Source organism: Mycolicibacterium monacense (assembly GCF_010731575.1).
Taxonomy (GTDB): domain Bacteria; phylum Actinomycetota; class Actinomycetes; order Mycobacteriales; family Mycobacteriaceae; genus Mycobacterium; species Mycobacterium monacense.
Window position 1 is genome coordinate 296,712 of record NZ_AP022617.1, and the last position, 19,093, is coordinate 315,804.

Here is a 19,093-nt window from a genome sequence, read left to right on the forward strand (position 1 = left end):
TCCAACGATTTTCGGGTCAGAAGAGGTCGTCGAGGGACGGCAGCCTGCCGGCGAGTTTGGTGATCGCCCACTGGTTCAGCGACACGCCCTGTTCGGCTGCTTCGACCGAGAGACGGCTGTGCAGATCCGGCGAGGCGCTCGGCGACGCTGTCGCTGATTTCGCGCTCGAGGTTTTCGACGGCATGTGCCGGGGTGGGGGCGTGGCAGAAGTGGCCGGGGAATTCCAGACACCGAGCCTCGTATTCGCCACGGCGCGGGGACCATTCGGCGCGATAGGTGTAGGAGGGCATGGGCCGATCATGGCGCGAGGGTCCGACACGGCGGTCTGCGGCGCGGGTTTCGCGGCTCCGGGTGTGTGGTGCTTGTCAGATCTGATGTCGCGGGCGCTATCAGCTATCGCGGGTGATATCGGATCTCGGAGGGGGTGGGTGCCGCCAGCGCGATTCAGTGATCGGTGAACGAGGCGCTGCGGCGCTCCTGGAAAGCCCTTGTGCCCTCGCGGAAGTCGTGCGACGCCAGCAGCTCCAGCTGACCCTCGCTCTCCCGACCCAGCGCGCCTTCGAGCTCGGTCAGCGTCGCCGCGTTGATCGCCTGCTTGGTCTTCCGCAGCGCCACCGCCGGACCCGCCTTCAGCGCAGCCAACACCTTGTCGACCTCGGCGTCGAACCCCTCGGCGGAATGCACCGCGGTCACCAGGCCCCAGTCATAGGCCTCCGCAGCCGAGATCCGCTCGGCCAGCAGCGCCATCCGCATCGCACGGATCCGGCCCACCGCCGCGGCGAACAGCGCCGACGCACCCCCGTCGGGCATCAACCCGATCTTGGTGAACGCCAGCATGAAAAACGCCTTCTCCGAGGCGATCACGACATCACTGGCCAACGCGAGCGAGGCCCCGACCCCGGCCGCCGGCCCCTGCACCACGGCGACCACCGGTTTGGGCGCCGCGACGATGGCGCGCACCGCGCGGTTGGCCGCATCGAGTACGGCGTTGATCCCGATCTCGGCCTTCTTCGTCTGATCGTCTTCGCTGATGCCCGCACCGGAACTGAAACCGCGCCCGGCACCACCGAGTCGCACCACCTTCACGGCGGGATCGCCGGCGGCCTGGTCCAGCGCATCGGCCACGCCGTTGAGCATGTCGGCGGTCAGCGAGTTGAGGCTGTCGGGCCGGTTCAGCGTCACCGACAGCACCCCGTCGTCGAGCCGCACGATGAGGTCGTCGATGCTGACGTAGGTGCCGGTACCGGAGTCGGTGGTCGTCATGGCTACACCTTCGCATGAGGGGCCGATAGCCCGTGGCCGGTCGAGAAGGTTATACAAGTAAGCTATGTCGCGGTCAACTACTCCGAAGGGGCGGTAGAAATGGCGGGACCACTGCAGGGACTGCGTGTCGTGGAATTGGCCGGTATCGGTCCTGGTCCGCACGCGGCGATGATCCTCGGCGACCTGGGTGCGGACGTCGTCCGCATCGAGCGCCCCGGCAAGGGACCCGGTATCCCGACGAAGGGCAGCGACCAACTGCTCCGTAACCGTCGATCGGTCGGCGCCAACCTCAAGACCGACGAGGGCCGCGAGCTGGTGCTGCGGTTGATCGCCAAGGCCGACGTGCTCATCGAGGGCTTCCGCCCCGGTGTCACCGAGCGCCTCGGACTGGGCCCGGAGGATTGCGCGAAGGTCAACGAACGCCTGATCTACGGCCGGATGACGGGCTGGGGTCAGACGGGTCCGCGCAGTCAGCAGGCCGGTCACGACATCAACTACATCTCGCTCAACGGTGTGCTGCACGCCGTCGGCCGCGCCGGCGAGCGGCCGGTGCCGCCGCTGAACCTGGCGGGCGACTTCGGCGGTGGGTCCATGTTCCTGCTCGTCGGCATCCTCGCCGCGCTGTGGGAGCGGGAACGCTCCGGTAAGGGTCAGGTCGTCGATGCGGCCATGGTCGACGGCTCCAGCGTGCTCGCGCAGATGATGTGGGCGTTCCGCGCGATGGGCATGTGGTCCGACGAGCGCGGCGTCAACATGCTCGACACCGGTGCGCCCTACTACGACACCTATGAGACCTCCGACGGCCGCTACGTCGCGGTCGGCGCGATCGAACCGCAGTTCTACGCCGAGATGCTCGACAAACTCGGCCTCGATCCGGCCGGACTGCCCGACCAGAACGACATGAGCCGCTGGCCCGAACTTCGCGCCGTGCTCACCAAGGCGTTCGCCGAACACGACCGCGACCACTGGGCGAAGGTGTTCACCGGCAGCGACGCGTGCGTCACGCCGGTGCTGTCCTTCGGCGAGGTGGAAGCCGAACCGCACAACACCGAACGCGACACCTTCTACCGCGAGGGCGACTTCCTGTTCCCGGCGCCCGCGCCGCGGTTCTCCCGGACCACGACAACGACGCCGACGCCGCCCGGCGTGCCCGGCGCCGACACCGAAGCGGTCCTCAACGACTGGGTCTGATCTCAAGGTCTGATTCGAACGGTCGATCTCAACCAACAGAAAGGTATGTGCGAGTGGAAATCAAAGACGCCGCCGCCGTCGTCACCGGCGGAGCATCGGGTCTCGGCCTGGCCACCACGAAGCGGCTGCTCGACCGGGGCGCCTCGGTCGTGGTCATCGACCTCAAAGGTGAAGAGGCCGTCAAGGAACTGGGCGACCGCGCCAAGTTCGTGCAGGCCAACGTCACCGATCCCGAGCAGGTCAGCGCAGCGCTGGACGCCGCGGAGGAGATGGGCCCGCTGCGCATCAACGTCAACTGCGCCGGTATCGGCAACGCGATCAAGACGCTGAGCAAGAACGGCGCGTTCCCGCTCGACGAGTTCAACAAGGTCATCCAGGTCAACCTGGTCGGCACCTTCAACGTGCTGCGGCTGAGCGCCGAGCGGATCGCCAAGACCGAACCGATCAACGGTGAGCGTGGCGTCATCATCAACACCGCCTCGGTGGCCGCGTTCGAGGGCCAGATCGGCCAGGCCGCGTACTCGGCGTCCAAGGGCGGCGTCGTCGGCATGACCCTGCCCATCGCCCGCGACCTGTCGCGCGAGTTCATCCGCGTCTGCACCATCGCCCCCGGTCTGTTCAAGACCCCGCTGCTGGGCTCGCTGCCCGAGGAGGCGCAGAAGTCGCTCGGCCAGCAGGTCCCGCATCCCGCGCGGCTAGGCGATCCGGACGAGTACGGCGCGCTGGCCGTCCACATCGTCGAGAACCCGATGCTCAACGGCGAGACGATCCGCCTGGACGGCGCGATCCGGATGGCGCCCCGATGAGCGCTCGCGCGAAGAGGAGACAACCCCGATGAGCCGCTTGCGCGAAGAGAAAGGGCCGAGGTAGCCGCAATGACCCTGCACACCAAGTTCACCGAGACCTTCGGTGTCGAACACCCGATCGTCCAGGGTGGGATGCAGTGGGTCGGACGCGCCGAACTCGTCGCGGCCGTGGCGAATGCCGGTGCGCTCGGCTTCATCACCGCGCTCACCCAGCCCACCCCCGCCGACCTGGCCAACGAGATCGCCCGCTGCCGGGACCTCACGGACAAACCGTTCGGTGTGAACCTGACCATCCTGCCGACCATCAACCCGCCGCCGTACGACGAGTACCGCCAGGTCATCGTCGACGCCGGCATCAAGATCGTCGAGACGGCGGGCTCCAACCCGGCGCCGCACCTGCCGATGTTCCACGACAACGGCATCAAGGTGCTGCACAAGTGCACCTCGGTGCGCCATGCGGTGAAGGCGCAGAGCCTCGGTGTCGACGGCATCAGCATCGACGGTTTCGAATGTGCCGGTCACCCCGGCGAGGACGACATCCCGGGCCTGGTGCTGATTCCGGCGGCGGCGTCGAAGATCGACATCCCGATGATTGCCTCCGGCGGATTCGCCGACGCCCGCGGCCTGGTCGCGGCGCTGGCGCTCGGGGCCGACGGTATCAACATGGGCTCGCGGTTCATGTGCACCGAGGAGTCGGCGATCCACCAGAAGGTCAAGGAAGCGATCGTCGCGGGCACCGAACTCGACACGGAACTCATCTTCCGGCCGCTGCGCAACACCGCGCGGGTGGCGAGTAACGCCGTCTCCCGTGAGGTCGTGGAAATCCTCAACCGGGGCGGTCAGTTCGAGGACGTGAAGGATCTGGTCGCCGGGAAGCGCGGCGTGAAGGTCTACGAGATCGGCGACCTGGATGCCGGCATCTGGAGTGTCGGCACGTCGATGGGATTGATCAACGACATCCCAACCTGTGGTGAGTTGGTGAGTCGGATGGTCGAGGAGGCCGAACAGCTCATCACCGATCGGCTGGCCGGGCTGGTTAAGCCCGCAGAAGAGCCGGTTGCGGTCTGACGCTGGTCAACCGTTGACCCTGCAAGGGTCAGCAAACAGCCTATGGACACGCGCGCCGGAACTGGCGCGCGTGTTCATCCGGCTTGAGCGAGCGGGCTCCAGTCGTCGAACTGTTCGGAGGTGTCTCCCTCGACGAGGAAATCGCCGTGGTAGAGAGCCTCGAAATCAACCTTGATGACATCGGCACTGGTGTCGTCGATCCACATGGCACTGAGCCTATGAGTCACCTTTAAGGAATCATTGAGTCACGATTCGGAAAATGGTGGCAATCCTACTTTTGGGTAGGTTTCTAGCCAGTAGGTGTCGTGAGGTGAATGGGATTGGTCCCGTTGAGGGCGATCCAGGTCACGACGGCGGCCACGATCGCCACCGCCAGCAGGATCACCGCGATGCGCGTCGACCAGCGGATCCGGGTCGCCACCCGCGCGTCGACCGAGTAGGCGCCCGCCCCCGCGAACAACAGCGCCGTCGCGCCGATCGCCACCAGGAACGGCACGTTGAACGGTTCGGACCAGAACGCCGCACCGGAGACGTTGACCGCCCAGGCGTCGAGCATCGCGGCGATCACCGCGGTCGCCGCCAGCGGGGTGAGCACCCCGAGCACCAGGCCGATGCCGCCGAGCGTCTCCGACGCGGTGACCATGAACGCCGCCAGGCCGGGCAGCCGCCACCCGCCGGCCTCCATGAAACCGACGACGGTGTCGAAGTCGACGGCCTTGCGCAGCCCCGCCTGGATCATGGTGGCTCCGACGCCGATCCGCAGCACCAACAGGGCGATGTCGGTGCCGGTGGACGTGGGGGTGGTGACGGTGGTTCTCACATCTGTGCTGGCCATGGTCTCCGTACCTCGTGCCGTGGATTACCTGGGCGCCGGTCCCATCATCGTCTAGACCGGCCAGCGCGTCATTTCTCATCGCCAGAAGCGGCGTCACCGGTTTGAAAGATTCTCGGGCCCGTTTCGTGGTTACAAGTAGCGAATCGGTTGGGCGAGAGGACGCGGACGTTGCTGTCACGAATTGCCAGGTCGGCGATCGCCTCGCCGAAACGGATCCTGTTCGTCGCCGCGCTGGTGATGGCGGCGGCCGGGCTGCTCGGCCTTCCGGTGAGCCAGACCCTGTCCGCGGGCGGTTTCCAGGACCCGACGTCGGAGTCGGCGCGCGCCACCCAGACGCTCGTCGAGAAGTTCGACCAGGGCGACATGGACCTGATCATCAGCGTGACCTCAGACGACGGCGCCCAGAGCCCGGCGGCCACCGCGGTCGGCACCGCCATCGCCGCCGAACTCGAGGCCTCACCGGACGTCGCCGGCGTGGCCTCCACGTGGACCGCACCGCGCGAGGCGGTGCCGGCGCTACTCAGCAAGGACCGCAAGACCGGGTTGATCATCGCCGGGATCACCGGCGGCGAGAGCGGTGCGCAGAAGCACGCCAAGGAGCTCACCGACCGGCTGGTGTACGACCGCGACGGCGTGACGGTGCGCGCGGGCGGCGAGGCCATGACCTACGTCGAGATCAATAGGCAGACCGAGAAAGACCTGCTGACCATGGAGCTGATCGCGATCCCGCTCAGCTTCGCCGTGCTGGTGTGGGTCTTCGGCGGGCTGCTGGCCGCGGCGCTGCCGGTGGTGGTCGGGTTGTTCGCGATCGTCGGCACGATGGCCGTCCTGCGGCTGCTCACGATGGTCACCGACGTGTCGATCTTCGCGCTCAACCTGTCCATCGCGATGGGTCTCGCCCTCGCGATCGACTACACCCTGCTCATCGTGAGCCGGTTCCGCGACGAACTCGCCGACGGTGTCGACCGGGACCGCGCACTGATCCGCACCATGGTGACCGCGGGCCGGACCGTGTTGTTCTCCGCGCTGACCGTCGCGCTGTCGATGGCCACGATGGTGCTGTTCCCGATGTACTTCCTGAAGTCGTTCGCCTACGCCGGGCTGGCGGTCGTCGGGTTCGCCGCGACGGCCGCGATCGTGGTCGCCCCGGCCGCGATCGCGCTGCTCGGAAACCGGCTCGACGACTTCGACGTGCGCCGGCTCGCGCGCCGCCTGCTCGGCAGACCCGAGCCCACGCCCAAGTCCGTCGAGGAGACGTTCTGGTACCGGTCGACGAAGTACGTCCAGCGCCGGTCCATCCCGATCGGCGTGGCGATCGTGGCGCTGCTGCTGGTGCTCGGCGCACCGTTCCTCAGCATCAAGTGGGGCTTCCCCGACGACCGGGTGCTGCCGCAGTCCTCGTCGGCGCGTCAGGTCGGCGACGAACTGCGCACCAACTTCGCCGTCGACACCGCCACCGACGTCACCGTCGTCGTCCCGGACACCGGGGGACTGACACCGGCGGACATCGACCGCTACGCCGCGGACCTCTCGCGTGTCCCGGACGTGCTGAGCGTGGCCGCCCCGGGTGGCACCTACGTCACCGGCGCCCGGGTCGGCCCGCCCTCGGCGGCCAGCGGGCTGGGCGCAGGCAGCGCCTACCTCACCGTCGCCACGAACACCGAACTGTTCTCCGACGAGTCGGAACGACAACTCGACGCGCTTCACGCCGTCGCGCCACCCGGCGGGACTGCCGTCCAGTTCACCGGCACTGCTCAGATCAACCGCGACAGTTCGGAGTCGATCACCTCGCGGCTGCCGCTTGTGCTCGGCATCATCGCGGGAATCAGCTTCGTACTGCTGTTCCTGCTGACCGGCAGCGTGGTGCTCCCGCTCAAGGCGCTGCTGCTCAACGTGTTGTCGTTGTCGGCCGCGTTCGGTGCGCTGGTCTGGATCTTCCAGGAGGGCCACCTCGGGGCGCTCGGCACGACGCCGACGGGGACGCTGGTCGCCAACATGCCGGTGCTGCTGTTCTGTATCGCGTTCGGTCTGTCGATGGACTACGAGGTCTTCCTGATGTCGCGGATCCGGGAGTTCTGGCTGAAGTCCGGCCGCACCCGCTCAGACGGGACCGTACCTGCTCCTCGCGTCCGCAATGACGAGAGCGTGGCGCTCGGCCTCGCCCGCACCGGCCGCGTCGTCACCGCCGCCGCCCTGTTGATGACGATCTCGTTCGCCGCGCTGATCGCCGCGCAGGTGTCGTTCATGCGGATGTTCGGCGTCGGGTTCACGCTGGCCGTGCTCGCAGACGCGACGCTGATCCGCATGCTGCTGGTGCCGGCCTTCATGCATCTGATGGGCCGCTGGAACTGGTGGGCACCCAAGCCGCTGGCACGCCTGCACGAACGCTTCGGCATCAGCGAATCGGCCGAACCCGAGTACGCCGAACCGGTGGCGGCGCGCCCGGCCTGAGCGGAGGATGGGGCCGGTGAGCGCCGACGTCGACAACCCGTTCTTCGCCCGCCTGTGGACGGTCATGTCCGGTCACGAGACCGAGGAGATGCGGCGACTGCGCGCGGCCAACCTCGCCGGCCTGACGGGCCGGGTGCTCGAGATCGGCGCCGGCACCGGGACCAATTTCGCGCACTATCCGCCGTCGGTGACCGAAGTGGTCGCCATCGAACCGGAACGCCGCCTGGCCGCGCACGCCCGCGAGGCCGCGGCGCACGCCCCCGTTCCGGTGACGGTCACCATGGACAGCGTCGAGGACTTCAGCACCGCAGAACCGTTCGACGCGGTCGTGTGCTCGCTCGTGCTGTGTTCGGTCGACGACCCGGACGGCGTTCTGCGCGAACTGTTCTCGCTGTTGCGGCCCGGCGGCGAACTGCGTTACCTCGAGCACATCGCGGAGACCGGTGCGCGGGCGCGGCTGCAGAAGGTCGCCGATGCGACGGTGTGGCCCAGGATGCTGGGCAACTGCCATACCCACCGCCACACCGAGACGGCGATCACCGTGGCGGGCTTCCGGGTCGAGGACGCCCGGCGGGAACGAATGTTCCCGCCGTGGGTGCCGCTGCCGGTGTCGGAGTTGGCGGTGGGCCGGGCGGTGCGGCCCGCCTGAGCGCCGGCGTCCTACGGCAGTAGATCGGGGAGGCGTTGCAGCAGGGTGGGCAGCGCGCCCACGGCGGTCTCGCGCAGCGACACCGTCGCGCTGTCCGACAGCGGTGTGCGTTCCGGGTTGACCTCGATGACCGCCGTCCCGCGGGCCAGTGCCATCTCGGGTAGACCGGCCGCCGGGTAGACGATCGAGGACGTGCCCACCACGACCACCACGTCGGCGGTGAGCACCGCGTGGACCGAGCGCTGCCAGGCGGCCTCCGGCAGCGCCTCGCCGAACCACACGACGTTGGGGCGGATCAGCCCACCGCACGGGCACTGCGGCGGATCGACCGCCTCGACCGGCTCGGGCATGGCGGGCAGATTGCCTTCGAAGCGGGAACCGCAAGCGTCGCACTGGAATTCGAACAGACTGCCGTGCAGGTGGTAGACGTTGCGGCTGCCGGCCCGCTCGTGCAGATCGTCGACGTTCTGGGTGACCACGTGCACGTCGGCATGGTCCTGCCACGCCGCGACCGCGTGGTGGCCGTTGTTGGGCTGCACCGCGTCCATCATGTAATGGCGCCACAGGTACCAGGCCCACACCTTCTCGGGGTTGGCCCGCCATCCGTCGGCGCTGGAGATCTCGTACGGATCGACCTTGGCCCACAGCCCGGTCTCGACGTCACGAAAGGTCGGCACCCCGCTCTCCGCGGAGATGCCGGCCCCGCTGAGCACCGTCACCTGCACATGACCAATTTAGCCGGTGTGGGAGATACTGGGCACGTGGCCGGTTTGGCGGAGTGGGTGTCGCTCGACGCGCGAGCGGCCCGGCCGTTGTTCGACCAGTTGCGCACCCAGATCATCGACGCCGTCCGCGACGGCAGACTCTCGCCGGGGACCCGGCTCCCGACGGTGCGTGAACTCGCCGGCCAGATGGGCCTCGCAGTCAACACGGTGGCGCGGGCGTACCGCGAACTCGAGACGGCGGGGGTCCTCGAGACACGTGGACGGTTCGGCACCTTCGTCTCGCGTGTCGACCCAGCCGACACGGCGATGGCGACCGCCGCGCAGAACTACGTCGAGACGGCGCGGGCGCTGGGCGTCGAGAAGTCGGCGGCGCTGCGGTACGTGGAGTCCGCGTTCGACTGACGCTCTCCGCCGTCGGTCAGCCGAATTCGAGCAGGGTCCAGACCGGGCGCACGGCATCGAACACCGGAATCCGCTGAACCGTCCACAGCAGCGCGTTGAGCACCCGTCCGCGACCCTCGGGCAGCGGCACGTCGTGTACGGCGCGGATGCCGGGCACGGTGTCCACCAGCGCGGCGGCCTCACCGGGGGTGAGGCTGAACGGCATCGGAGGCACCTTGTAGCGCAACGACGTTCGCATACCCTGGCGCGCCCACCAGGCGAACCACGACGGCGGCAGGTCGAACATCATCTGAGCGCCGGGGAACCGCTGCGCGCACGCCCGGATGAGCGACATGGCCTCGTCGGGCTGCAGGTACATCAGCAGTCCCTCGGCGGTGATGAACACGCCCTCGGAGTCATCGACCTCGTCCATCCAGGTGAAGTCCAGGGCGGACTGCGCGCACACCCGGACCCGCTCCGACGGCGGCAGGAGCTTGGTGCGCAACTCGACGATGGGCGGGAGGTCGACGGTCAGCCACCGGAACTCGTGGCCCACCCCGGAGGCGTCGAGCCGGTGGAAGCTGGTCTGCAGTCCCTCGGCGAGCGCGACGACGGTCGCCCTCGGATGCGTGCTGAGATAGCGGCGCGTGTACTCGTCGAACCCCTTCGCCCGCAGCGCCATGTCCTGGCGGCGGCTCGGGCCGAACTTCCCGAAGTCGAAATCGATCGAGTCGACCAACCGGATCGCCATCGGGTCGTCGATGAGCGCGTCCCGGCGGCGGGCCTCGTTGGCCCGGACCTGCAGGGTGAGCAACGCCGTCTCCGAGACCCCGGTCAGCGCGCTGCCGTCCACCTTCGGCGGTGTGTTCGTCACCTCGCCGAATCTACCGAACGCACCACCTTGTCCAGGGTGCGCAGGTTTCGGGTGGTGGTCGAGGACTTGTAGCGCTTCTTGCCCATCGTCTTGCCGATGGTGGTGTCCAGCGTGGCGGACTTCGGCACCTGCCAGTACACGACACCCTCGCCGCGCTCGATCTTCTCCTCGGGTCCCGCGTCGGCCGCCAACGCGGCCAGTTCGTCGAGCACCTGCTCGTCGGTGACGAACGTGACGTAGGAGTGGTGGCCTTCGACTTCGCGCTCGAACGGGTACCCCGCCGAGACCGCCGCCACGGTGGCGGCGTCGTAGGCCAGCACCCAGGCGTCGTAGCCGAATCGCTCGCGCAGCGCCTGCTCGGCGGTGCGGCGCACGGTCGTCACGTCGCCGTCGCTGTCGAGCAGCACGTTGCCGCTCGCCAGGATCGTCTTCACCGCGGTGAATCCGGCGTCTTCGAACGCCGCCGCCACCTCGGCCATCTTGAGGTTGACGCCGCCGACGTTGACGCCGCGCAGGAACGCCACGAAACGTGTCATGACGCGACGGTACCGAGGAACGTAGGCTCGCAGAATGGTGCGCCAGGTGTTCGACGACAAGTTGTTGGCCGTGATCAGCGGTAACTCGCTGGGGGTGCTCGCCACCATCAAACGCGACGGCCGACCGCAGTTGTCGAACGTCTCCTACCACTTCGACCCCAGGGCGGTCGCGATCGAAGTGTCGATCACCGAACCCCGCGCCAAGACGCGCAACCTGCGCCGCGATCCGCGGGCGTCGATCCACGTCAGCGCCGACGATGGATGGGCATACGCCGTCGCCGAGGGCGATGCGATCCTCACCCCACCGGCCGCCTCACCGGACGACGACACCGTCGAGGCGCTGATCGCGTTGTACCGCAACATCGCCGGCGAACACCCCGACTGGGACGACTACCGGCGCGCGATGGTCGACGACCGCCGGGTGCTGTTGACCCTGCCGATCACCCACCTGTACGGGATGCCGCCGGGCCTGCGGTGAACCGGGCGAGTTGAACAGGGGCGGCAGGCACTCGGACGCGTTACGCTGCCGGCATGGCTGAACAACCGGAAGACGACACCAAGCGCAAGTTCCGGGAAGCCCTCGAACGTAAGAAGGCCCACTCGACGGACTCCGCGGGTCAGCGCAAGGGCGGACCGCAGCAGGCCAAGGCGCACGGCCACGGCCCGGTGGAGAACCGCCGCGAATTCCGCCGTAAGAGCGGCTAACCCGCGCGGGTCCTCTCCCGCAACAGGATGGCGATCAGGCACACCGTGGCGAGCGCCGCGACGGCGATCGCGAAGCCCACGCCCGCGGTCTGCAACCCCACCGCCTGCGCGGCCAGACCCTCACCGATCACCGGCAGCGAGATCGCCACGTAGGCGACGACGAAGTAGGTGGAGTTGACCTCGGCGCGCCGCTCGGGTGGGGTGCGTTCGGCGACCGCGGCCAGCCCGCGACTGAAACTCATCCCCTGACCGACACCGGCGATCACCGCCGCGGCGATGAGACCCGGCAGCGACGAGAAGTGCAGCGCCACAGCCAGAACCGCCATCCCGGCCACGAGGATGGCGCAACCGGCGGCCACCGCCCGCGACGGGGCGACCCGGTTGGCGGCCACCTGGGTGACGGCCGAGGCGGCGAAGATCGAGCAGGCGATCGCGCCTGCCACCGCATGGTTCTCGATGCCGACGACGTCGGCGAGGAACGACGGCGCCACGGCGGTGAACAACCCGGTGACCGCGAAGCCGGCGAAGGCCGCCAGGGCGGCGATCACGAACACCGACCGCGCCTCGGGCGGAACCGAGAGCCGCTGCAGCCCGATGCGGCCGCTGCGCGGTGAGGTCTCGGGGACGACGAACACCGCGACACCGGCCAGCACCGCCATCGCGATGTGGACGGCGAACACCAGATCCAGGGGCTGCGGTGCGTACTGGACGAGCAGGCCGGCGAGCAACGGGCCCGCGCCCAGCCCGCCGATGTTGGCGACCGTGGCCACCGCGGCCGCCCGGGAGCGCCAGCTTTGCGGGGCGGCCTCGATGACGGCCGCCGTTCCCGTCCCGGTGAAGACGCCCGCCGACAGACCGGACAGCACCCGCCCGATCAGCAACACCGCCACCGAATCGGCGACCAGGAACACCAGCGCGCTGGCGATCGCGAACCCCACACCGGCCAACAGCATGGGGCGTCGGCCGACGGCGTCCGACCACCGCCCGAAGGCCAGCAGTGCGACGAGCACGCCGCCGGCGTACGCCGCATAGATGACCGTGGTGGTCAACACCGCGAAGTCCATCCGGTCGGCGTAGAGGGCGTAGAGCGGAGTGGGCACCGTGGTGCCGACCATGGTCACCGCGAACGCGTAGGCCAGCAACGCGAAGGCGTATCGGCTCAGGGGACGCGGCACGGCATCCGACGGTAGGGGACGGTCGACAACGGCTTCGCGCCGAGTGTGGGACATGCGAGGTGCAACGCCGTTCGGCGGCCTCGTTATTCACACACCCGGCGCGAGACGTCCTGGGCTCAGCGGGCCGGCCTCAGTGCGAGACGGCCTTCTCCGCACCCACCCCGGTCAGCGAGCGCACCTCCATCTCGGCGGCGATCGTCGGATCCTCGTCGTCCGGTGAGGTCAGAGTGCCGACGATGCCGAGGATGAACGCCAGCGGGATCGACACGATGCCCGGGTTGGCCAGCGGGAACCAGGCGAAGTCGGCGCCCTTGATCATCGAGGTCGCCGTGCCCGAGACCGCGGGTGAGAACACGATCAGCACGATCGTCGAGATCAGCCCGCCGTACATGCTCCACAGCGCACCGCGGGTGTTGAAACGCCGCCAGTACAGCGAGTAGAGGATGGTCGGCAGATTCGCCGCGGCGGCCACCGCGAACGCGAGCGCCACCAGGAACGCGACGTTCTGCTCGCGGGCCAGGATGCCCAACCCGATCGCCAGCGTGCCCAGCACCACCGCGGTGATCCGCGAGATCTTGACCTGCTCGCTCTCGGTGACCTGATGGCTCTTCATCACGCTGGCGTAGATGTCGTGCGCGAAGGACGCCGACGCGGTGATGGTCAGACCGGCGACGACCGCGAGGATCGTCGCGAACGCCACCGCGGAGATGACGCCCAGCAGCACTACGCCGCCGAGTTCGAACGCCAGTTGCGGCGCAGCGGAATTCACCCCACCGGGGGCGGCCAGGATGCGGTCGGGTCCGACCAGGGCCGCGGCGCCGTAACCCAGGGCCAGGGTGAACAGGTAGAACGCGCCGATGAGCGCGATCGCCCAGACCACCGACCGGCGGGCCTCCTTGGCGGTGGGCACCGTGTAGAAGCGCATCAGCACGTGCGGCAGGCCGGCGGTGCCGAGCACCAGGGCCAGCGCCAGCGAGATGAAGTTGATCTGCGTGGTCAGCGACGCGCCGTACTGCGCGCCGGGGGCAAGCACGTCGCGCGAGGCGACCTTGGCGTCCTCGCTGCTGCTCACCATCGCCTGTGCGCTGCCGAGGATCTCGGAGAAGTTGAAGTTGAACTTCGCCAGCACCATGATCGTCATGATCCCCGCGCCGCCGATCAGCAGGACCGCCTTGATGATCTGCACCCAGGTGGTGCCCTTCATCCCGCCGACCAGGACGTAGACGATCATCAGCACGCCCACGACGGCGATCACGATCGACTGTCCGAGGTCGCTTTCGATGTTGAGCAGCAGTGCGACCAGCACGCCGGCGCCGGCCATCTGGGCGAGCAGGTAGAACAACGACACCGCCAGGGTGTTGGTGGCCGCGGCCAACCGCACCGGACGTTGTTTGAGCCGGAAGCTCAGCACGTCGGCCATGGTGAATTTTCCCGTGTTGCGCAGCAGTTCGGCGACCAGCAGCAGCGCCACCAGCCAGGCGACCAGGAATCCGATCGAGTACAGGAACCCGTCGTAGCCGTAGACGGCGATGGCGCCGGCGATGCCGAGGAAGCTCGCGGCCGACAGGTAGTCACCGCTGATCGCGATGCCGTTCTGCGGACCGGTGAAGGCGCGGCCCGCGGTGAAGAACTCGGTGGCGGTGGCGTTCTTCTTACTCGCCTTGATGACGATGAAGAGCGTCACCAGGACGAACAGGGCGAAGATCGACATGTTGGCGACGGGGTTGCCGATGGTCTCGGCGGCGAGCACGGTCACGGTGCGTGGCCTTCCAGTTCGGCGCGGATGGCCGCCGCGCGCGGGTCGATCACCTTGTTGGCGAAGCGGACGTAGATCCCCGTGATGAGGAATGTGGTGATGAACTGACCGATGCCGATGAGCAACCCGACGTTGACGTTGCCGAACACCCGGATCGCCATGAAGTCGGTGGCGAACGTACTCAGCAGCACGTAGGTGGTGTACCAGATGAGGAACGCCGCGCTCATCGGGAACACGAAGCCGCGCAACCTCTTCCGCAACTCCTGGAATTCGGGGCTGGCCTGCATGGCCAGATACTCGTCACCGCTGGGCATCGCTGCCTCCCGCGGTGGAAGATCCGTCTCGGACACCGTGACTCCTGACCTCGTCGTGTGAACCAGTTCTCGACTGAAACTAGATGAGATGCAGGTCACATACCCGCACCTCGGGGAGGTCACACGGTGAAGGCCGACAGCGGTGCGGTGAGCGGTCGGATGCCGGCGACGAACGGCGGCGCCCGCGCAGGCGCGAGGTCAGTCGCCGGGTACGCGTTCGATGCCCATGCCCAGCCGTTCGGGCACGTGCATCCGCGCGAAGATCTGGGCGACATCGGGCGGGACGCTGCGCCGGGTGAGCCGGCTGACGGCGATCATCGTGACGAAGGCCAGCGGGACGGTGATCGCGGCGGGATAGCCGACGGCCACCGCGGCCCACCCGCCGAGCGCCGCTTCGTCGACCGCACCCGCGATCGCGAGGGCCACCGCCGTCCCCGAGGCCGCCCCGCCGACCACCAGGCCGCAGGACGCACCGACCGCGGTCAGCCCCCGCCACCAGATGCCCAGCACCAGCAGCGGGCACAGCGTGGATGCGGCCACCGCGAACGCCAGCCCGACGCTGCGCGACAACTCCAGTCCGGAGGTGATGAGCGACAACGGGATCGGGATCAGCCCGCCGACGAGCGCGGCGATCCGGAAGTCCCGCACCCGGCCACGCAGCACGTCGGTCGCCAACGCACCGGCGATGCTCACCAGCAGACCCGACGACGTCGCGAGAAACGCCGCGCTCGCCCCGGCGGCGACGAGTGCGGCGAGCAGCTGCCCGAACACCCCGCCGATCGCGGCGGCGGGGGCGAGCAGGACCGCTGCGTCGGCGGCGCCGGTGATGAGAAGCTGCGGTACGTAGAGCCGGGAGAACACGCCGATCAGCGTGGGGAACAGGTAGAACAACCCCAGCAGCGCGATGACCGCGAGCGCGGTGCGCCGGGCGACCCTGCCGTCGGGGTTGGTGTAGAAGCGCACCAGTACATGCGGCAGCCCCATCGTGCCGAGGAACGTCGCCACGATGATCGAGACGACCTGGTAGAGCGGATGCGCGCCACCCAGGCCGCCGCCGGAGGCGAGCCATTCACCGCCGGCCGCCGGGGTGCCCGCCAGCACGGGCGTGGCCGCGCCGTCGGCCAGCGTCATCGTGGAATCCGCGCCCAACTCATGTTCCCCGGGCGCGCCGATGGGTGCGGCGATGACCGGCCGGCCGTCGAGCGTGCCCGTCACCGTGATGCCGGCCGGTTCGGTGACCTGCACGACGACGTCGGTCTCGATGGCGACGGTCGTGTCCTGGGTGACGGACGGCGGGAGCGGCCCACCCAGTTCGCCCCGGTCGGTGAAGAACAGTCCGAGCAGCGCGATCGCGGGAATGGCGATCGCCGTCAGTTTCAGCCAGTACTGGAAGGCCTGCACGAAGGTGATCGAGCGCATGCCACCGGCGACCACGTTGGTGATGACGATGCCGCCGACGACCACCGGCCCGATCCACACCGGCATGCCCAGCAGGGTCTTGAGTGCGAGGCCGGCGCCCTGGTACTGCGGGACGAGATACACCACGCAGATCACGATGACGACGAGCATCGCGACCTTGCGCAGCCGCCGTGACCCGAGCCGGAACTCGGCGAAGTCGGGCACCGTGTAGGCCCCGGAACGACGCAGCGGCGCCGCCACGAACAGCAGCAGGCCCAGATAGCCCGCGGTGAAACCGACCGGATACCACAGCGCGTCGGCGCCGTATTTCGCGATCAGCCCGGCGACGCCGAGAAACGATGCAGCGGAGAGGTATTCGCCGGAGATGGCGGCCGCGTTCCATTGCGGCCCGACCGTGCGGGAGGCGACCAGGAAGTCGGAGGTGGTGCGGGAGAACCGGACACCGTAGGCGCCGATCGCGATGGTGGCCACCGCCGCGGCGAGCAGCGCGGCCGCCGTCAACGCCGAACCGGTCATGGCTCGCTGTCGATGACGCGGACGAAGTCGCGCTCGGCCTGTTCGGCCAATCGGACGTAGAGCCTGCCCACCCCGTACATCAGTGGGTACGCCAGCAGCCCGAGCGCCAGCCAGTTGAGCCGGATGCCCGCGACGGTGAGGGCCGCCCAGCCGGGGAACACCGCCGTCAGCAACGGGATCGCCGCGACCACGCACACCACCACCGTGGCCAGCCGCAGCGCCAGCCCCAGCTGTGCGCGCACCAGACCCCGCACGAGCGCGTCACCCACCTGGGTCTGCTCCTGCACCTCGACCCTGGTGCGCACCATGCGCGCACCGCGACGGTGGGCCAGCACCACCCGTTCGCGTTGCGGGCGGCCCGGCTCAGTCATCGCCGCCGGCGGGTCGCAGATGCCGCAACGGATCGCGCACCAACCGGTCACGCAGCTCACGGGCCTGACGGCGGCTCACCGGCAACTCGACGGCCGGCGACGAACCGTTGGCGCGCAACCGCACCAGCACCGCGCCGTCGCTCGTGCGCAGCCCCGTCACCAGCCGCAGCGCCACCAGGTAGGAGCGGTGGATGCGTTGGAAACCCCGCTCCCGCCAACGGGTTTCGAGGGTGCTGAGCGGAATGCGCACCAGGTGTGATCCCGACGCCGAGTGCAGCCGGGCGTAGTCGCCCTCGGCCTCCACCCAGCCGATGCTGTCGCGGGGGACCAGGTGGGTGATCCCGCCGAGTTCTGCGGGTACGACGTCGGAGTCGGGTTCCTCGTCGGCGGCCGGTTCGGCGCTGCGCGCCGCACCGGCCGATTCGGCGCTGCGCGCCGCGACCACCCGCCGGACCGCCTCGTCGAGGCGATCCTGCCGGATGGGTTTGAGCAGGTAGTCGATCGCCCCGACGTCGAAGGCGGCGACGGCCTTGTCGTCGTGGGCGGTGACGAACACGATGGCCGGCCGCTGAGCGAAATTGCCCAGCACACCGGCCAATTCGATACCGGACAGGCCGGGCATGTTGATGTCGAGGAAGATCGCGTCGATGGTGCGCTGGTTCAGTTCGCGCAGTGCCGAGGTGGCGTCGTTGACGCGCAGCACCTCGCCGATGTCGGGATGGCGGCCCAGCAGGTAGGCCAGCTCGTCGAGGGCGGGCATCTCGTCGTCGACGGCGAGCACGGTCAGGCCGGACCTGTTCACCCGTACGCACCTCCGCCGGCCCGCACGCCGGACCGGAATTTGGGTACCCGCATGATGACCTTCGTGCCCGCCCCGATCGCCGTCTCGACCACCAGACCGTAATCGTTGCCGAACGCCGCCCGCAGGCGATGGTCGACATTCGTCAGGCCGACGTGCGCGCTGTCGCCGGGGGCGGGGGAACCGTCACCGCCCAGCGCGTCACCCGGCCCGGTGCGCAGGGCGGCGGGGTCCATCCCGACACCGTCGTCCTCGACGGTGATGACGCAGTCGGAACCCTCGTCGCGGGCGATGATCTCGATGGACCCGCCGCCGCGCCCGGCCAGCCCGTGCCGCACGGCGTTCTCGACGAGCGGTTGCAGCGCCAGGAACGGCACCACGACCCCGAGCACCTCGGGGGCCACCTGCAGGCGAACGTCCAGCGACGTCCCGAACCGGGCCCGCTCGAGCGTCAGGTAGCGGTCGATGTTGCGCAACTCCTCGGCCAGCGTCGTGTACTGCCCGGCGGCGCGGAACGAATAGCGGGTGAAATCGGCGAACTCCAGGATGAGTTCGCGGGCCCGGTCGGGATCGGTGCGCACGAACGAGGCGATGGTGTTGAGCGCGTTGTAGATGAAGTGCGGGCTGATCTGCGCGCGCAGGGCCAGCACTTCGGCCCGGTCCAGGCGGGCGCGGGAGGCGTCGAGTTCGGCGAGTTCGAGTTGGCCTGCGGCGTAGCGCGCGACCTCGCCGACCGCGCCGAGCATGCCCGGCCCCGGATCGCGGGTGGTGACGACGGCGAGCACCCCGAGTAGGTCCCCGGCATCGGTCAGCAGGGGTTGGGCGATGACCGTGGCCGCGCGCACGGACGTGAGCACGCGGCGCTCCCCGGCGATCGACTCGCGGACGGTGCGTGCCGCGTCGTCGACCACGTCGGACGTCCAGATCGCGTCGTCCTCCGGTTCGCGGGCGAGCAGCCGGCCTTCGCCGTCGAACAGCGCGATCCCGTCGGTGCCGGTGAGCTCGCGCAGGAACGGCGCCGCCGATTCGGCCGAGGTGGTGTCGAGACCCTGGCGCAACGCGCGCGCGGCCAGCGATGCGGTGTGCAACGCGGCGTGGACGGCGCGTTCGGTGGGGGTCGCCACCACCCGGCGGGTGCGCACGACGACCGCGGCGGCCACGGCTGTCACGATCAGCACCGCCGCCAGGACTATCGCGAGCTCGCCGGACATCTGCTGTAGGTGCTCCTCGCGTCCGCGTCACCTCACGGGTTTTCGGCC

At 69.0% G+C, this 19,093-nt stretch carries 22 protein-coding genes; 8 read left to right on the forward strand and 14 right to left on the reverse strand.

The features are described 5' to 3' along the window. Positions 1-16: 16 nt before the first annotated feature. Positions 17-184 carry a toxin-antitoxin system HicB family antitoxin gene (locus G6N49_RS29365; RefSeq protein WP_235679477.1) on the reverse strand — a complete coding sequence of 56 codons (168 nt, stop codon included), beginning with the start codon at positions 182-184 and terminating at the stop codon, positions 17-19. A 260-nt stretch (positions 185-444) separates the two neighbouring features. Beyond that, positions 445-1,263 (reverse strand): enoyl-CoA hydratase, encoded by an 819-nt coding sequence (locus G6N49_RS01470; protein WP_083045204.1) that lies wholly within the window; start codon positions 1,261-1,263, stop codon positions 445-447. A gap of 99 nt (positions 1,264-1,362) precedes the next feature. Between G6N49_RS01470 and G6N49_RS01475 the strand changes: the two genes are divergently transcribed. The 3 genes from G6N49_RS01475 (at position 1,363) to G6N49_RS01485 (ending at position 4,328) form a co-directional block, all read left to right on the forward strand. Next, positions 1,363-2,454: a CaiB/BaiF CoA transferase family protein gene (locus tag G6N49_RS01475; RefSeq protein ID WP_011561447.1), complete on the forward strand. Its 1,092-nt coding sequence runs from the start codon at positions 1,363-1,365 to the stop codon at positions 2,452-2,454. Positions 2,455-2,507: 53 nt separating this feature from the next. After that, entirely contained in the window at positions 2,508-3,260 is a 753-nt protein-coding gene (locus G6N49_RS01480) for a 3-hydroxyacyl-CoA dehydrogenase (protein ID WP_011561446.1), read from the forward strand. Positions 3,261-3,329: 69 nt separating this feature from the next. Further along, complete coding sequence (locus tag G6N49_RS01485) at positions 3,330-4,328, forward strand: NAD(P)H-dependent flavin oxidoreductase (protein ID WP_011561445.1); 999 nt, start codon at positions 3,330-3,332, stop codon at positions 4,326-4,328. A 74-nt stretch (positions 4,329-4,402) separates the two neighbouring features. Here the strand turns inward: G6N49_RS01485 and G6N49_RS29675 are convergent, their stop codons facing one another. After that, entirely contained in the window at positions 4,403-4,534 is a 132-nt protein-coding gene (locus tag G6N49_RS29675) for a hypothetical protein (RefSeq protein WP_110807696.1), read from the reverse strand. An 83-nt stretch (positions 4,535-4,617) separates the two neighbouring features. Next, complete coding sequence (locus G6N49_RS01490; protein WP_011856659.1) at positions 4,618-5,163, reverse strand: DoxX family protein; 546 nt, start codon at positions 5,161-5,163, stop codon at positions 4,618-4,620. Between the two features lie 168 nt (positions 5,164-5,331). Here G6N49_RS01490 and G6N49_RS01495 point away from each other — a divergent pair, with 168 nt between their 5' ends. Further along, positions 5,332-7,614 carry an MMPL family transporter gene (locus G6N49_RS01495; RefSeq protein ID WP_083045203.1) on the forward strand — a complete coding sequence of 761 codons (2,283 nt, stop codon included), beginning with the start codon at positions 5,332-5,334 and terminating at the stop codon, positions 7,612-7,614. Positions 7,615-7,630: 16 nt separating this feature from the next. Beyond that, on the forward strand, positions 7,631-8,263 hold the full coding sequence (locus tag G6N49_RS01500) for a class I SAM-dependent methyltransferase (protein ID WP_083045227.1): 633 nt from the start codon (positions 7,631-7,633) through the stop codon (positions 8,261-8,263). 11 nt (positions 8,264-8,274) lie between these two features. On the opposite strand, the gene G6N49_RS01505 is transcribed toward G6N49_RS01500, so the two are convergent. Next, a complete protein-coding gene (locus G6N49_RS01505; RefSeq protein ID WP_011561440.1) occupies positions 8,275-8,988 on the reverse strand; it encodes an NAD-dependent deacylase in 714 nt (237 codons plus the stop codon). Between the two features lie 36 nt (positions 8,989-9,024). On the opposite strand from G6N49_RS01505, the gene G6N49_RS01510 reads away from it, so the two are divergent. Further along, positions 9,025-9,390: an Rv1152 family transcriptional regulator gene (locus G6N49_RS01510; RefSeq protein WP_011561439.1), complete on the forward strand. Its 366-nt coding sequence runs from the start codon at positions 9,025-9,027 to the stop codon at positions 9,388-9,390. A gap of 16 nt (positions 9,391-9,406) precedes the next feature. On the opposite strand, the gene G6N49_RS01515 is transcribed toward G6N49_RS01510, so the two are convergent. Together G6N49_RS01515 and G6N49_RS01520 are read right to left on the reverse strand one after the other, a co-directional pair. Continuing rightward, positions 9,407-10,243 (reverse strand): class I SAM-dependent methyltransferase, encoded by an 837-nt coding sequence (locus G6N49_RS01515; protein WP_083045202.1) that lies wholly within the window; start codon positions 10,241-10,243, stop codon positions 9,407-9,409. Continuing rightward, positions 10,240-10,779, reverse strand: coding sequence for a DUF1697 domain-containing protein (locus tag G6N49_RS01520; protein WP_011856654.1), 540 nt, complete (start codon positions 10,777-10,779; stop codon positions 10,240-10,242). The genes G6N49_RS01515 and G6N49_RS01520 overlap by 4 nt, the downstream gene beginning before the upstream one ends. Positions 10,780-10,813: 34 nt before the next feature. On the opposite strand from G6N49_RS01520, the gene G6N49_RS01525 reads away from it, so the two are divergent. Both G6N49_RS01525 and G6N49_RS01530 read left to right on the forward strand, forming a co-directional pair. Further along, entirely contained in the window at positions 10,814-11,257 is a 444-nt protein-coding gene (locus G6N49_RS01525; RefSeq protein WP_011561436.1) for a PPOX class F420-dependent oxidoreductase, read from the forward strand. 53 nt (positions 11,258-11,310) lie between these two features. Next, complete coding sequence (locus G6N49_RS01530; protein WP_011561435.1) at positions 11,311-11,484, forward strand: DUF5302 domain-containing protein; 174 nt, start codon at positions 11,311-11,313, stop codon at positions 11,482-11,484. Here G6N49_RS01530 and G6N49_RS01535 read toward each other — a convergent pair. The 7 genes from G6N49_RS01535 to G6N49_RS01565 all read right to left on the reverse strand — a co-directional run bounded on the left by G6N49_RS01535 (position 11,481) and on the right by G6N49_RS01565 (position 19,045). Beyond that, entirely contained in the window at positions 11,481-12,713 is a 1,233-nt protein-coding gene (locus G6N49_RS01535; RefSeq protein ID WP_083045201.1) for an MFS transporter, read from the reverse strand. The genes G6N49_RS01530 and G6N49_RS01535 overlap by 4 nt on opposite strands. A gap of 76 nt (positions 12,714-12,789) precedes the next feature. Next, positions 12,790-14,370, reverse strand: coding sequence for a monocarboxylic acid transporter (locus G6N49_RS01540; protein WP_049771625.1), 1,581 nt, complete (start codon positions 14,368-14,370; stop codon positions 12,790-12,792). Positions 14,371-14,411: 41 nt separating this feature from the next. Then, a complete protein-coding gene (locus tag G6N49_RS01545) occupies positions 14,412-14,765 on the reverse strand; it encodes a DUF485 domain-containing protein (protein ID WP_234786905.1) in 354 nt (117 codons plus the stop codon). Between the two features lie 162 nt (positions 14,766-14,927). After that, the gene (locus G6N49_RS01550) at positions 14,928-16,664 is read right to left on the reverse strand and encodes a sodium/solute symporter (protein ID WP_083045200.1); all 1,737 of its coding nucleotides are present in this window, start codon (positions 16,662-16,664) and stop codon (positions 14,928-14,930) included. Then, positions 16,661-17,035, reverse strand: a complete 375-nt coding sequence (locus G6N49_RS01555; RefSeq protein WP_011561430.1) for a hypothetical protein — start codon at positions 17,033-17,035, stop codon at positions 16,661-16,663. The genes G6N49_RS01550 and G6N49_RS01555 overlap by 4 nt, the downstream gene beginning before the upstream one ends. Next, positions 17,028-17,837 carry a LytR/AlgR family response regulator transcription factor gene (locus G6N49_RS01560; protein WP_011856650.1) on the reverse strand — a complete coding sequence of 270 codons (810 nt, stop codon included), beginning with the start codon at positions 17,835-17,837 and terminating at the stop codon, positions 17,028-17,030. Before G6N49_RS01560 ends, G6N49_RS01555 begins: the two co-directional genes overlap by 8 nt. Next, a complete protein-coding gene (locus G6N49_RS01565; RefSeq protein ID WP_083045199.1) occupies positions 17,834-19,045 on the reverse strand; it encodes a sensor histidine kinase in 1,212 nt (403 codons plus the stop codon). The genes G6N49_RS01560 and G6N49_RS01565 overlap by 4 nt, the downstream gene beginning before the upstream one ends. Positions 19,046-19,093 lie beyond the last annotated feature (48 nt).